The sequence below is a fragment of the Oryzomicrobium terrae genome (assembly GCF_008274805.1).
GTDB lineage: Bacteria > Pseudomonadota > Gammaproteobacteria > Burkholderiales > Rhodocyclaceae > Oryzomicrobium > Oryzomicrobium terrae.
The window spans coordinates 591223-604630 of sequence record NZ_CP022579.1 but is presented as its reverse complement, the minus strand read 5'-3'; the positions used below and the strand labels follow the sequence as shown (position 1 = coordinate 604630).

Below are 13408 nucleotides of genomic sequence, written 5' to 3'. Positions count from 1 at the left end.
GTATAGCCGCCTGCTGCTGCCCTTCAGCGCGCGGCCCCGGACAACAATCCAACAATCCGCCACGCCCTGCCTGCGTCGGCACCCCCAACCCGGCGCACCAGGCCGCCGCCAGGAGTATTCATGTCCCTTACCGTCGAAGCCGTACAAACCGCCCTCAAGGACGTCGTCGATCCCAACACCGGCAAGGATCTCGTCGCCGGCCGTGCTGCCAAGAACATCCGTGTCGACGGCGGCGACGTGGCCGTCGACATCGAACTCGGCTACCCCGCCAAGTCCCAGATCGACGCTCTGCGCAAGGCCGCCATCGCCCGCCTGAAGCAGCTCCCCGGGGTGGACAACGTCTCCGCCAACGTCACCGTGAAAATCGCCGCCCACGCCGTGCAGCGCGGGGTAAAACTGCTCTCCGGCGTGAAGAACATCATCGCCGTGTCCTCCGGCAAGGGTGGCGTGGGCAAGAGCACCACCGCCGTGAACCTGGCCCTAGCCCTGGCCCAGGAAGGCGCCACCGTCGGCCTGCTCGACGCCGACATCTACGGCCCATCCCAGCCTCAGATGCTCGGCCTGCAAGGCCGCCAGCCCGAATCCCTGGACGGCAAGAGCATGGAGCCCCTGGAAGCCTACGGCATCCAGTCCATGTCCATCGGCTACCTGGTGGACGTGGAAACCCCGATGGTGTGGCGCGGCCCCATGGTCACCCAGGCCCTGGAGCAGTTGCTCAACGACACCAACTGGCGCGACGTGGACTACCTGGTGATCGACATGCCTCCGGGCACCGGCGACACCCAGCTGACCCTGGCCCAGAAGGTGCCGGTGACCGGCGCGGTGATCGTCACCACCCCCCAGGACATCGCCCTGATGGACGCCCGCAAGGGCCTCAAGATGTTCGAGAAGGTGGGCATCCCCATCATCGGCATCGTCGAGAACATGAGCATGCACGTGTGCACCAACTGCGGCCACGTCGAGCACATCTTCGGCGAAGGCGGCGGCCAGAAGATGTGTGCCGACTACGGCGTGGACTTCCTCGGCGCCTTGCCCCTGGAGATGGACATCCGCCTCATGGCGGACGGCGGCAAACCCACCGTGGTGGGCGCCCCCGACTCCAAGGCCGCCGAGATCTACCGCGCCATCGCCCGCAAGGTGGCGGTGCAGATCGCCGAGAAGGCCAAGGACATGAGCAGCAAGTTTCCCAATATCGTGGTGCAGAACACCTGACCCTGCCGCCCCCTTGTATCGACGCCCCCGCCCGCCGGGGGCGTCGGCGTTTACGGCCCAATCGGCGCCGTTCATGCCGGCCATTCGTTGCACATAGCGTCGCGGACTACCCGCGCACCAATTCCCATGGCATGCTTTCCAGACAACAAATGCCGGCCAGTGGGCACGGCACGATGACGGGAGGTAACACGCATGGCCTTCATGCCCTGGGGCGACGCCCTGAAAATCGGCATCGACAGCATCGATGCCCAGCACCACTGGTTGGTGAACGCCACCAACACCCTGCACGATGAAATCCTGCGCGACGAACCGCGCACCGCCGTGATCGGGGAAGTTCTCGAAGGGCTGGTGGATTACACGATGAATCACTTCATCGTTGAGGAAGAGTTGTTCCAGCGCCTGGGCTATCCGGAGAGTCCGGGCCACCAGGCCGAGCACAACCGCTTCACGTCCGGGGCGCTAGATCTGCTGCAGCGCTTCGAATCCGGTCAGGCCGTCAGTGTGGAGGCGCTGGAGTTCCTCAAGAACTGGCTCACCCACCACATCCTGGAAGTGGACCGGGCCTACGTGCCTTTTCTCAAGGCCCACGGCATCACCTGATCTGGCCCCGTGGAGGTGACCGCCGTGCCGCGACGGCGCTGGCATGGCGTGGCCACCATCGGGAAATCCGCCTTTCAGGCCCCGACGCCCCACCGTGCGCACCGTCGCCTTCGCGGCTACAATCACGCCTTTATTCACCCCCACCCACCGCCCCCATGAGCATCAAATCCGACCGCTGGATCCGTCGCATGGCCGAAGAACACGGCATGATCGAGCCCTTCGAGCCCTCCCTGGTGCGGGAAGTGAATGGCCAGAAGATCGTCTCCTACGGCACATCCAGCTACGGCTACGATATCCGCTGCGCCCGCGAATTCCGGGTCTTCACCAACATCAACAGCACTATCGTCGACCCGAAGAACTTCGATCCCCAGTCCTTCGTCGAGATCGAAGGGGATTACTGCATCATCCCCCCCAACTCCTTCGCCCTGGCGCGCACCGTCGAGTATTTCCGCATCCCGCGCGACGTCCTCACCGTCTGCCTGGGCAAGAGCACCTACGCCCGCTGCGGCATCATCGTGAACGTCACTCCCTTCGAACCCGAATGGGAAGGCTACGTGACCCTGGAGTTCTCCAACACCACCCCCCTGCCGGCCAAGATCTATGCGGGGGAAGGCTGTGCCCAGGTGCTGTTCCTCGGTGCCGCCGAAGGCGACGTCTGCGAAACCTCCTACAAGGATCGGGGCGGCAAATACCAAGGCCAGGTGGGCGTCACCCTGCCACGCATCTGAGCCTTACCGCAGCATGTAAAAAGGCCGCCCTCGGGCGGCCTTTTTACATGGGTGGTTAGCTACGTTCAGCCAGCCGCGCATCAGACGTGGTACGCCGTGCCGGTCATGACCTTGGACATGAGGCGCATCGCCCCCTTGACCGGCGCAGGCAACTCGCGGGCACCAAGGTGCACCGCGGTATCGGCGTGGGAGGCCTCGTCGGTTTTCATCTGCTCGACGATCGCCCGGGAACGGCTGTCCTGAACCGGCAGCTTACCCAGGTGGCTATCCAGGTGGGCGCCAACCTGGCGCTCGGTTTCGGCCAGAAAGCCCAAATTCCAGGCATCCCCAAGCTTGCCCGCCACCACCCCCAGGGTCAGGGAACCGGCGTACCAGAGCGGATTGAGCAGACTCTTGCGCCCCCCCAACTCGGCCATGCGCCGTTCGGTCCAGGCCAGGTGTTCGGTCTCCTCCCGGCCAGCCTGTTCCAGGGCCTGACGGATGGAGGGGTCCCGGGAGGTGAGTGCCTGCCCCTGGTACAACGCCTGGGCACAGACCTCGCCACAGTGGTTGACGCGCATCAGGCCGATCACACGACGGCGCTCTTCGGGGCTCAGTTCTGCCTCGGGCAGGTCGGTGCCGGGCATTGCCCGCCAGGTGGTCGCCGGCGCAAAGACGGTACGCAGGGCCTTGTCGAATTCGGCGATGAAACGGTCAGAGAACATCAAGGGCCTTTCGTGCTGCGAGCATTAGGATGACCTCCGCGGCGCAGGGCGTCCCGAGCCTCATCCGGCGTCTGCACAGGATGACGCAGCGGACAGAAGTACTCCTCGGCCAATACAGCTTGCTGCCGGTTCACCCCGCTGTCATTGATCCGCTTCCAGGCGGTGCTACGCGCCTTGCTCCAGGTGCCACTGCTATTACCAAACGCGTAGAAACGACGCTCCGACGTTTCGCAGCGCAATCCCTCGTAGCTGATGTTACGAGCTCCGGAAGCCGAGATGATCACCAGGGAATAACGCACCACCCCATCTTGCCCTACCGAGATGGAAGCCGCATCGACGTAATAACGGTTGGTGGACCGTGGGTCCACATAGAACTCCCGCAGATTCGCCTCCTGAGGTAGAGGCGGCAACTGCGCCTCGATTTCCTCCCAAGGCTTTTGCTCTTCCTCTTCCCAGTCGCTACCGGCGGCATGGGCCGGCGCGGCGAAAACCAAGACGGCGGCGAGAGCCCCCGCCGCCGTCCGGGCGAGCTGCAGCCCGCCGGTGGTGAAAACGTTATGCGACAAACCTACCTCACACGGATTGATGGATGACCGCCTCGATTTCGGCGAAGGTGCGGGCCACCTCGGTGGTGTGCAGCGCAATGCCGAGCTGCCGGGCGATCTGGGATGCGGAGAAGATGCCGCGCACCATCTGGCGCCCGCTGAGGGGATCGAGATCGACCACCATGGCGTGCTGGCGGCCGGCGACCCGCAGGGTTTCGACGACATGACCGACTTGGGCGCGCAGCACGTCGGCGAGCAACAGCACCTCCAGATCACTCTGGGGCGTCATCACGTCGCGCACCCGGATTTCTTCATGGCGGATACCGCGCTTCTGCACGCACTGCATGGGGCGCTCACCGAGCACATCCCGGGCGGTGAGCAGACCGACGACCTCGCCGGCGTGGTCGACCACCAGCAGGGAGCGCACCCCGCGGGCGATCATGGCCTGGTTCGCCACGTCGATATGGGTTTCGGCATCGATGCTGGCCACGGGCACCAGCTTGAGATCGGTCATCACTTCGATGGCCGGGGAAGAAACCTGCACCAGCTGGGGCGAAAACATCGTCGGCTGATGAAGACCGGCGCCACCGGCAAGGGAGGAGACGGGTAGCGGTTTGTACTGTTTTTGTTCAGCCATGACACCCTCCATAAACAACGTTGGGACGACTGCAAAACCACGCAACAACCTACACCTACTGCCGCGCCCCTTACCCGCCGGACACCCAGCACCGCTCAGGAGCGGCGCACCGTCCGGTCGACCTCGAGGAAGCGCTCCAGTTCTACTAACGCCAGCCGGTAGACCTCGCGCTTGAACTCGATCACCGCGTCGAGCGGCACCCAGTACTCGTTCCAGCGCCAAGCATCGAACTCCGGGTGGTCAGACGCGCGCAGACAAACGTCCGAATCGCGCCCCACCAACCGCAGCAGATACCAGATCTGCTTCTGACCCTTGTAAGACCCGCGCCACTCGCGTTTGATCCAATGGGTCGGCACATCGTAACGCAACCAGTCCTTGGTGCGACCGAGGATACGCACGTGCTCGGCGGTCAACCCCACCTCCTCGTGCAGCTCCCGGTACATGGCCTGCTCCGGTGTCTCGCCCCGCTTGATTCCTCCCTGGGGGAACTGCCAGGCGTGCTCTCGAATGCGTTTGCCCCAAAAAACCTCGTTTTTTGCGTTACAGAGGATGATGCCGACGTTCGGGCGATAGCCTTCGCGATCGAGCATAGAAAACCTGCAAAATCTATTGAGTTGAGGGACATTCTTCCATATTTCCCATCGCTTGGAAAGCCGCCCCTGTCGGGCTTTTCGCCGATTTTTCAAGGCTTTCCCGGAACATCCCCGGCTCCGTTCTTGTCAAGTAAAATGGCGTTTTTTGCCCCAACCGGATTTTTTCATGCGCTCCTCCCAGTTTTTCCTGTCCACCCTCAAGGAAGCTCCGTCCGACGCCGAAGTCGTCAGCCAGAAGCTGATGCTGCGCGCCGGCCTGATCAAGCGGGCCGCCGCCGGCATCTACACCTGGATGCCCCTGGGGCTGCGCACCCTGCGCAAGGTCGAGGCCATCGTGCGCGAGGAAATGAACCGTTCCGGCGCCCTGGAACTGCTCATGCCGGCGGTGCAGCCGGCCGAGCTGTGGCAGGAATCGGGTCGCTGGGAGAAGTACGGCCCCGAACTGCTGCGCTTCAAGGACCGCCACCAGCGCGATTTCGTCATCGGCCCGACCCACGAGGAAGTGATCACCGACGTGGTGCGCCGCGAGGTGAAGAGCTACCGCCAGCTGCCGATCCACCTGTATCAGGTACAGAGCAAGTTCCGCGACGAGATCCGCCCCCGCTTCGGCGTGATGCGCGGCCGTGAATTCCTGATGAAGGACGGCTACTCCTTCCACGCCAGCTTCGACGATCTGAAGCGCGAGTACCAGGTGATGTACGACACCTATTCGCGCATTTTCACCCGCCTGGGCCTGCAATTCCGCGCCGTGGCCGCCGACACCGGCTCCATCGGCGGCACCGGCTCCCATGAGTTCCACGTACTGGCCGACTCCGGCGAGGACGACATCGCCTACTGCCCGGATTCCGACTACGCCGCCAACGTGGAACTGGCCGAAGCCCTGGCCCCCTCCACGCCCCGCCCGGCCGCCGGCCAGGCCCTGGCCAAGGTGGCCACCCCGGGCCAGACCGCCTGTGCCGACGTGGCCGCCTTCCTCAAGACCGACCTGACCCGGGTGGTGAAAGCCATCGCCGTGGTCAGCGAAGACGACGAGGGCAAGCCACACTTCGCCCTGCTGCTGGTGCGTGGCGACCACGAGCTGAACGAGATCAAGGCCAGCAAGCTCGCCGGCCTGACCGACTTCCGCTTCGCCAGCGACGCCGAAGTCGAACAATACCTGGGCTGCCAGCCCGGCTACATCGGCCCGGTGGGCGTGGATGCCGGCAAGGTGCGGGTGATCGCCGACCGCACCGTGGCCGCCATGGCCGACTTCGTCTGCGGCGCCAACGAGGCGGGCTTCCACCTCACCGGGGTCAACTTCGGCCGCGACCTGGCCGAACCGACCGAGGTGGCCGACCTGCGCAACGTGGTGGCCGGCGACCCCAGCCCGGACGGCAAGGGCGTGCTCGGCATCTGCCGCGGCATCGAGGTGGGCCACATCTTCCAGCTGCGCACCAAGTACGCCGAAGCGCTCAACTGCAAGTTCCTCGACGACAACGGCCGGGAACAGGTGATGGAGATGGGCTGCTACGGTATCGGCGTGTCGCGCATCGTCGGCGCCGCCATCGAGCAGAACTACGACGACAAGGGGATCATCTTCCCCGCCGCCATCGCCCCGTTTACCGTCGCCATCGTGCCCATGGGCTACCACAAGTCCGAGGACATTCGCGACGCCGCCAACGCCCTCTACGAGGAGTTGCAGAACGCCGGCATCGATGTGCTGCTCGACGACCGCAACGAGCGCCCCGGCTCGATGTTCGCCGACATGGAACTGATCGGCATTCCGCACCGGGTGGTGATCGGCGAGAAGGGTCTGGCCGCCGGCCAGGTGGAGTACAAGGGCCGCCGCGACGAGGTCGCCACCATGGTGGCGCGGGACACCATCGTCGCCCACCTGCTGGAAAGCCTCGCCAAATAAGGCGCTCCACGATGCCTGCCCGGAAAGCCAATAGGGACGCGGGGTTTCAAAGGTCCCACCGCAAACTCCGCGCCCTGCTTGGCTTCCCAGGCATCGCCCTGGCCCTTGCCGCTTTTGGCTCAGCCCCCGCCTGGGCCGGAGCACAGAAGTACGAACCGCTCTCGGCCAGTGTCCAGGCGGCCCTCTCCAAGTCGGTGGCCGATGCCCGGCCGCCCACCAGCTCGTTCCGCTCCTACCGGGAGGCGGCCGACTGGCTGGAAGCCATGTCGCAGCGCCTGGCCCGCCGCATCCCCGACCGGGAATACCGCCTCGACCTGCTGCGCAGCGTCCATTACGAAGCCACCCGGGCCGGCCTCGACCCCCAACTGGTGCTCGGCCTGATGCAGGTCGAATCGGGCTTCCGCAAGTACGCCGTATCCTCCGCCGGGGCCCGGGGCTACATGCAGGTGATGCCATTCTGGGTGAAGCTGCTCGGCCGACCGGACGACAATCTGTTCGAGATGCGCACCAACCTGCGCTACGGCTGCACCATCCTGCGCCACTACCTGGACATCGAGAACGGCGACCTGTACCGGGCCCTGGGCCGCTACAACGGCAGCCTGGGCAAGCCCGAGTACCCGAACCTGGTACGGGCGAGTTGGCACGGTCACTGGGATTACGCCCCGCCACCGCCCCGCCCGTCACCGCCCGCCAACGCACCGGCCAATCCGGCCGCTCCTGTGGCACCGGCCACCCCGACGCTCCATCCGGTGCCGCCTGGCACCCCGGGACGCCAGGCCCAGAGCCAATCGCCAGCCCCCCTGGCACGCAACCCATAAACGACGCGGCGCTCCGAGGATGCACCTCGGAGCGCCGCGCCAGCTCTAGAGCTTGAGCCCCCTCCCGCTCGGGGTAGGGCTGCCGGATCACATTCCCGGCATCATCCCCTTCAGGCCCTTCATGCCGCGCATCAGCTTGGCGATGCCGCCCTTGGAGAACTGCTTCATCACCTTCTGGGTCTGTTCGAACTGGTTGAGCAGGCGATTCACCTCCTGGACCTGGACCCCTGCACCAGCGGCAATGCGCCGCTTGCGGCTGGCCTTGATCAGCTCGGGCTTGGAGCGCTCCAGGGGGGTCATGGAATTGATGATGCCTTCGACGCGGCGGATCATTTTTTCCTCGGCGCCGCCGCCCAGCTGGCTGGCAGCCTGGGCGAACTGGGCCGGCAGCTTGTCCATGAAGGCACTCATGCCCCCCATCTTGCGCATCTGACCGATCTGGTCCTTGAAGTCGTTGAGATCAAAGCCCTTGCCGGACTTGAGCTTCTGGGCGAAGGCCTTGGCCTGCTCCTCGTCCACGCTTTTGCGCGCCTCTTCCACCAGGGACAGGATGTCGCCCATGCCCAGCACCCGGGAGGCCATCCGCTCGGGGTGGAAGGCTTCCAGGCCGGACAGCTTTTCGCCCACGCCGGCAAACTTGATCGGCTTGCCGGTGACGTGGCGCACCGACAGGGCGGCACCGCCCCGAGCGTCGCCATCGAGCTTAGTCAGGATCACGCCAGTGAGCGGCAGGGCCTCGCCGAAGGCCCGGGCGGTATTGACCGCATCCTGGCCGAGCATGGCGTCCACCACGAACAGGGTCTCCACCGGATTGAGTGCCGCGTGCAGACGCTTGATCTCGTCCATCATCTCGGCGTCGATGGCCAGGCGACCGGCGGTATCCACCAGCAGCACGTCGAAGTAGTGGCGCTTGGCGTAGTCCACTGCCGCCGCCGCGATGGCCTCGGGCTTGTCGGAGGGCGACGAGGGGAAGAATTCGACCCCGGCCTGGGCGGCCACGGTCTTCAACTGCTCGATGGCGGCGGGACGATAGACGTCGCAGGACACCACCAGCACCTTCTTTTTCTGGGTTTCCTTGAGCAGCTTGGCCAGTTTGCCAGTGGTAGTGGTCTTACCGGCACCCTGCAGGCCGGCCATGAGCACAATGGCCGGCGGCTGAGCCGCCAGGTTGAGACCCTGGTGGGCCTCGCCCATCAGCTTGGTCATTTCCCGATGCACCACGCCGACCAGCGCTTGGCCCGGGGAGAGGGAGCCGATCACCTCTTCGCCCACCGCCTTTTCCTTGACCGCGGCGATGAAGTCCTTGACCACCGGCAGGGCTACGTCGGCCTCGAGCAGAGCCATGCGCACCTCGCGCAAGGCGTCGGCAATGTTGGACTCGGTGAGGCGCGCCTCGCCCTTGAGGGTTTTCATGACGCGCGCAAGGCGCTGGGTGAGGTTGTCGAGCATCGGGGCAGACCCTGAAAAAAGAAGGTGAGGCCCAGGACAACGCCAGGAGCGGAGCCGATGGGAGCCTTGGCAGCCCGTTGGTGTAAACTGAGCGGACTACACGAATTCCGCCATTTTACTGCAAGAGCACCCTCCCCTCTTCGATCCGTGGCTTTCCAACTCATCGCTCATTTGCTTGCCGCCGTCCTGTATGCCCTGCTCGGGCAGCACTATTGGCGCGCCTATCGCAGCCGCCCCCTGGGGCGCAACACTCTGGCCCCCGCCGAGCCGGCGCCGCGCTGGCTAGTCGCCGTCCTGCCCCTGGGCCTGCTCAGCCAGGGCGCGGGCCTCTACGTCGGGCTGTATGGCACACCGGGTAGCGGCGGGCCGATGCAGTTCTCCTTCGCCCTGTCCCTGTCCCTGATGCTCTGGATGGCGGTGCTGATGTACTGGCTGGAGAGCTTCCGCACCCGCCTGGGCGGCCAGCCGCTACTGCTCTTCATTGCCGCGCTGTGCGCCCTGGCGCCGGTGCTGTTTCCCGAGGCTCACCCGTTGCAGCGCGCCGGCTCCGCCGGGTTCGAACTGCATTTCCTCGCGGCCATGGCGGCCTACAGCCTGTTCACCCTGGCGGCGCTCCACGCCATCTTCATGGGGGTAGCCGAGCGCCAGCTGCACCGCAAGGATCTGTCGCCAGCACTGGCTTCCCTGCCACCGCTGATGACCATGGAAAGCATGCTGTTCCGCATGATCGGCGCCGGCTTCGTCCTGCTCACCGCCGCCCTGGTCACCGGCGTGCTCTTTTCCGAAACGGTGTTTGGCCGCCCCCTGACCTTCGATCACAAAACGGTCTTTGCCATTGCCTCCTGGATCATCTTCGCCGGGTTGCTGCTCGGCCGCTGGGCCCGCGGCTGGCGCGGCAAGGTGGCCTTGCGCTGGACCCTGGCCGGCTTTGCCTTGCTGCTGCTGGCCTACGTGGGAAGTCGCTTCGTCGCCGAAGTCATTCTGCACCGTGCGGTGTAACGCCACCCCCTTCCGCCCGCGCTAATGGACGACATTCCTCTCCTGGCGCTGCTCGGCATTCTGGTCGTGCTATTGCTCATTTCGGGCTTCTTCTCGATGACCGAAACGGCCCTGATGGCCGCCAACCGCTACCGGCTGCGCCACCGGGCCGAAGCCGGCGACAAAGGCGCCCGCCGTGTCCTGGGCTTGCTGGCCCAGACCGACCGCATGCTCGGCGCCATTCTGCTCGGCAACAACCTGGTCAATGCCGCCGCCGCCACCCTGGTATCGGTCATTACGATCTCCCTGGTGGGCGACGACAAGTGGGCCCTGGGCCTGGGCACCCTGGCGGTGACCTTCTGCATCCTGGTAATTTCCGAGGTGTCGCCCAAGATTGTCGGTGCCGCCTACGCCGATCGGGTCGCCCCGACCCTTGCCCTGTTGCTGACCCCGGTGATGCAGCTGACCCGCCCCGTGGTGGGGTTCGTCAATCTCTTTGCCAACGGCCTGCTCACCCTACTGCGCCTAAAGCCCCGTCACTACGAAGCCAGCCCCTTGTCCCGGGAAGAACTGCGCTCCCTGGTGCTGGGCGCCCGCCACCTGCTGCCGGGCAAGCATCAAAGCATCCTGGTCAATCTCTTCGATCTGGAGCGAATCACGGTAGACGATGTGATGACACCACGCACGTCGATCGAAGCCATCGACCTGGAGGCCCCCTGGGAGGAGATCACCGAACAGATCGCCACCAGCTACCACACGCGCTTGCCGGTGTACCGTGGCGACATCCACCGTACCGTGGGCATCCTGCACATCAAGCGGGTCGTCGGCCTGTTGCAGCGCGGCCAATTAACCGCGGAGGCCCTGGAAGAAAGCCTGGTGTCGCCTTATTTCATCCCGGCCGGCACCCCGGCCTTCGCCCAGTTGCAGTTCTTTCAGGAAAATCGCCAGCGACTGGGCCTGGTGGTGGATGAGTACGGCGAAATCGATGGACTGCTGACCCTCGACGACATCATTGAGGAAATCGTCGGCGAATTCACCACCTCGTCACCTGCCGGCGGGAATCGCCTGGCCTGGAACGATCACGGATCAGTTCTGGTGGACGGCGGCCGCAGCCTGCGTGAACTCAACCGCAAACTGGGACTGGCCTTCCCCTTGAATGGCCCGAAAACCCTCAACGGCCTGATCGTCGAGCACCTTCAGGACATTCCCGAAAGCGGGGTCGGGCTGAAGATCGCCGGCGTTCCCATCGAGGTCATTCACACCCAGGATCGCAGCATCAAGACCGTACGGCTGTTCAAACCGCCACAATGATGCCATGCTCAAACAGGAAAACCGCTGGAAACCCCCACCCCGAGGGGCTTCTCGCCTTTACAAAGAAGCCCTTGGCGGGCATCATCCAAGGCTAACCATGTTTTCCGCATACCTTCCGCGCCTTCGGGCCACCTCCCAGATGACGACGGCCCTGATGGCCCTTAACCCGTCCCATTCACTGCACTCCTGACAAACGGACCATGGCCGCCAATCTGCAGGTCACCTTCAGCGGGCTAGCCCGCGCCCTCGTCCAGGCCGGCAAGTTGCAGGAAGCCGAGGCGGAAACGTTGGCCGGCCAGGCGGCCACGAGCAAGACCTCGTTCATCGAACAAGTGGTTGCGAGCAATAAACTCGCCCCCCTGGAAGTCGCCCAGTTCGCGGCCGACACCTTCGGCTATCCCCTGCTCGACCTGCGGGCCTACGATACGGCCCACATTCCCCGGGATGCCATCGACCGCAAGTTGATCTCGGCTCACCAGGTCATACCGCTCAACAAGCGGGGCAACCGCATCACCATTGCCATCGCCGATCCGACCAACCTGCGCGCCCTGGATGAAATCCGCTTCCAGACCGGGCTGACGGTGGACCCGGTGGTAGTGGAAGAGGCGGCAATCAAGCCGCTGGTCACCGAATTCTCCGAATCCGCATCGGAAACCCTGAAAAACCTGGTTGGTGACGACATCAACCTGGAGTTTTCCGACGAGGAGGCAACGGCAGCAAACGAAGAAGCTGCCGCCACCGATGTGGACGACGCTCCAGTCGTCAAATTCATCCAAAAAATCCTCCTCGACGCGATCAACGACGGGGCCTCGGACATCCATTTCGAGCCCTATGAAAAGTATTACCGCATCCGTTTCCGGGTAGACGGCATCCTGCGCGAGGTATCCACGCCACCCCTGGCTATCAAGGAAAAAATCGCTTCCCGGATCAAGGTCATCTCCCGGCTCAACATCGCCGAAAAGCGTATCCCCCAGGATGGCCGGATGAAACTGGTGCTGTCGAAGAGCCGCGCCATCGACTTCCGGGTCAGCACCCTGCCGACCATTCACGGCGAAAAGATCGTTCTGCGTATTCTCGACCCGACCTCTGCCACCCTGGGCATCGAGGCCCTCGGCTACGAGCCTGACCAGAAGGCGCAACTGCTCGATGCCGTGCAGCGTCCCTACGGCATGGTGCTGGTGACCGGCCCCACCGGCTCGGGGAAAACGGTATCGCTATACACCTGCCTCAACATCCTCAACGAGCCCGGCGTGAATATTTCCACCGCGGAGGACCCGGCGGAAATCAACCTGGCGGGGATCAACCAGGTCAACGTGGACGACAAGGCCGGCCTGACGTTTGCCGCGGCGCTGAAATCCTTCCTCCGCCAGGATCCGGACGTGATCATGGTGGGCGAAGTGCGCGACCTGGAAACCGCCGAGATCGCTATCAAGGCCGCCCAGACCGGCCACATGGTGCTCTCGACCCTGCACACTAACGACGCCCCCCAGACGCTGGAACGCCTGCGCAACATGGGCGTCCCCCTGTTCAATATCGCCTCCTCGGTGATCCTCATCACCGCCCAGCGACTGGCGCGCCGCCTGTGCAACTGCAAGAAGCCGCTGGACGTGCCCGAGCAAACCCTGCGCGATGCTGGCTACAGCGACGACGAGGTTAGCGCCTACCTGCGCGGGGAATGGACGCTCTACGGCCCGGGCGGTTGCGACCGCTGCAAGGGTAGCGGCTACAAGGGACGGGTCGGCATCTACCAGGTGATGCCGGTATCCGAGGAAATTCAACGCATTATCATGGCCGACGGCAACTCCCTGGACATCGCCGCCCAGGCTCAGAAGGACGGGGTCCGCGACCTACGCCAGTCCGGCCTGCTCAAGGCCAAGCAGGGCGTCACGTCCCTGGATGAAGTCCTGTCCACTACCAACGCCTAAATCCCCGCAGA

At 64.5% G+C, this 13408-nt stretch carries 12 protein-coding genes and 1 pseudogene; 8 read left to right on the top strand and 5 right to left on the bottom strand.

What is annotated here, in order from left to right:
* Nucleotides 1-120 precede the first annotated feature (120 nt).
* The 3 genes from apbC to dcd all read left to right on the top strand — a co-directional run bounded on the left by apbC (nt 121) and on the right by dcd (nt 2540).
* The gene (gene apbC, locus OTERR_RS02790; RefSeq protein ID WP_149424791.1) at nt 121-1212 is read left to right on the top strand and encodes an iron-sulfur cluster carrier protein ApbC; all 1092 of its coding nucleotides are present in this window, start codon (nt 121-123) and stop codon (nt 1210-1212) included.
* 192 nt (nt 1213-1404) lie between these two features.
* Entirely contained in the window at nt 1405-1812 is a 408-nt protein-coding gene (locus OTERR_RS02785; RefSeq protein ID WP_149424790.1) for a bacteriohemerythrin, read from the top strand.
* A 155-nt stretch (nt 1813-1967) separates the two neighbouring features.
* The gene (gene dcd / locus OTERR_RS02780) at nt 1968-2540 is read left to right on the top strand and encodes a dCTP deaminase (RefSeq protein ID WP_054620042.1); all 573 of its coding nucleotides are present in this window, start codon (nt 1968-1970) and stop codon (nt 2538-2540) included.
* Between the two features lie 80 nt (nt 2541-2620).
* On the opposite strand, the gene coq7 is transcribed toward dcd, so the two are convergent.
* From coq7 to OTERR_RS02760, 4 genes are all read right to left on the bottom strand, one after another.
* Nucleotides 2621-3244: a 2-polyprenyl-3-methyl-6-methoxy-1,4-benzoquinone monooxygenase gene (coq7, locus tag OTERR_RS02775; protein ID WP_149424789.1), complete on the bottom strand. Its 624-nt coding sequence runs from the start codon at nt 3242-3244 to the stop codon at nt 2621-2623.
* Complete coding sequence (locus OTERR_RS02770; RefSeq protein WP_246154292.1) at nt 3244-3810, bottom strand: CNP1-like family protein; 567 nt, start codon at nt 3808-3810, stop codon at nt 3244-3246. The genes coq7 and OTERR_RS02770 overlap by 1 nt, the downstream gene beginning before the upstream one ends.
* 7 nt (nt 3811-3817) lie before the next feature.
* The gene (locus tag OTERR_RS02765) at nt 3818-4426 is read right to left on the bottom strand and encodes a CBS domain-containing protein (RefSeq protein ID WP_054620044.1); all 609 of its coding nucleotides are present in this window, start codon (nt 4424-4426) and stop codon (nt 3818-3820) included.
* A 95-nt stretch (nt 4427-4521) separates the two neighbouring features.
* A complete protein-coding gene (locus OTERR_RS02760; RefSeq protein ID WP_054620045.1) occupies nt 4522-5016 on the bottom strand; it encodes an RNA pyrophosphohydrolase in 495 nt (164 codons plus the stop codon).
* Between the two features lie 169 nt (nt 5017-5185).
* Between OTERR_RS02760 and OTERR_RS02755 the strand changes: the two genes are divergently transcribed.
* Nucleotides 5186-6916: a proline--tRNA ligase gene (locus tag OTERR_RS02755; protein WP_149424788.1), complete on the top strand. Its 1731-nt coding sequence runs from the start codon at nt 5186-5188 to the stop codon at nt 6914-6916.
* A gap of 11 nt (nt 6917-6927) precedes the next feature.
* Nucleotides 6928-7581, top strand: a pseudogene (locus OTERR_RS02750) (lytic transglycosylase domain-containing protein); the annotation flags it as partial.
* A gap of 240 nt (nt 7582-7821) precedes the next feature.
* Here the strand turns inward: OTERR_RS02750 and ffh are convergent.
* Nucleotides 7822-9183: a signal recognition particle protein gene (ffh, locus tag OTERR_RS02745; protein ID WP_054620047.1), complete on the bottom strand. Its 1362-nt coding sequence runs from the start codon at nt 9181-9183 to the stop codon at nt 7822-7824.
* Between the two features lie 147 nt (nt 9184-9330).
* Here ffh and OTERR_RS02740 point away from each other — a divergent pair, with 147 nt between their 5' ends.
* From OTERR_RS02740 to pilB, 3 genes are all read left to right on the top strand, one after another.
* Nucleotides 9331-10182, top strand: a complete 852-nt coding sequence (locus OTERR_RS02740) for a cytochrome C assembly family protein (RefSeq protein WP_246154290.1) — start codon at nt 9331-9333, stop codon at nt 10180-10182.
* A 24-nt stretch (nt 10183-10206) separates the two neighbouring features.
* On the top strand, nt 10207-11472 hold the full coding sequence (locus OTERR_RS02735; protein ID WP_149424785.1) for an HlyC/CorC family transporter: 1266 nt from the start codon (nt 10207-10209) through the stop codon (nt 11470-11472).
* A 200-nt stretch (nt 11473-11672) separates the two neighbouring features.
* The gene (gene pilB / locus OTERR_RS02730) at nt 11673-13397 is read left to right on the top strand and encodes a type IV-A pilus assembly ATPase PilB (RefSeq protein WP_149424784.1); all 1725 of its coding nucleotides are present in this window, start codon (nt 11673-11675) and stop codon (nt 13395-13397) included.
* The last annotated feature ends 11 nt before the right edge of the window (nt 13398-13408 follow it).

Excerpts from the sequence above, each read along its gene's own strand:
- OTERR_RS02785 (WP_149424790.1), top strand. The coding sequence starts at position 1,405 with ATGGCCTTCATGCCCTGGGGCGACGCCCTGAAAATCGGCATCGACAGC.
- apbC (WP_149424791.1), top strand. The coding sequence starts at position 121 with ATGTCCCTTACCGTCGAAGCCGTACAAACCGCCCTCAAGGACGTCGTC.
- pilB (WP_149424784.1), top strand. The coding sequence starts at position 11,673 with ATGGCCGCCAATCTGCAGGTCACCTTCAGCGGGCTAGCCCGCGCCCTC.
- dcd (WP_054620042.1), top strand. The coding sequence starts at position 1,968 with ATGAGCATCAAATCCGACCGCTGGATCCGTCGCATGGCCGAAGAACAC.
- coq7 (WP_149424789.1), bottom strand. The coding sequence starts at position 3,244 with ATGTTCTCTGACCGTTTCATCGCCGAATTCGACAAGGCCCTGCGTACC.
- OTERR_RS02735 (WP_149424785.1), top strand. The coding sequence starts at position 10,207 with ATGGACGACATTCCTCTCCTGGCGCTGCTCGGCATTCTGGTCGTGCTA.
- ffh (WP_054620047.1), bottom strand. The coding sequence starts at position 9,183 with ATGCTCGACAACCTCACCCAGCGCCTTGCGCGCGTCATGAAAACCCTC.
- OTERR_RS02760 (WP_054620045.1), bottom strand. The coding sequence starts at position 5,016 with ATGCTCGATCGCGAAGGCTATCGCCCGAACGTCGGCATCATCCTCTGT.
- OTERR_RS02765 (WP_054620044.1), bottom strand. The coding sequence starts at position 4,426 with ATGGCTGAACAAAAACAGTACAAACCGCTACCCGTCTCCTCCCTTGCC.
- OTERR_RS02755 (WP_149424788.1), top strand. The coding sequence starts at position 5,186 with ATGCGCTCCTCCCAGTTTTTCCTGTCCACCCTCAAGGAAGCTCCGTCC.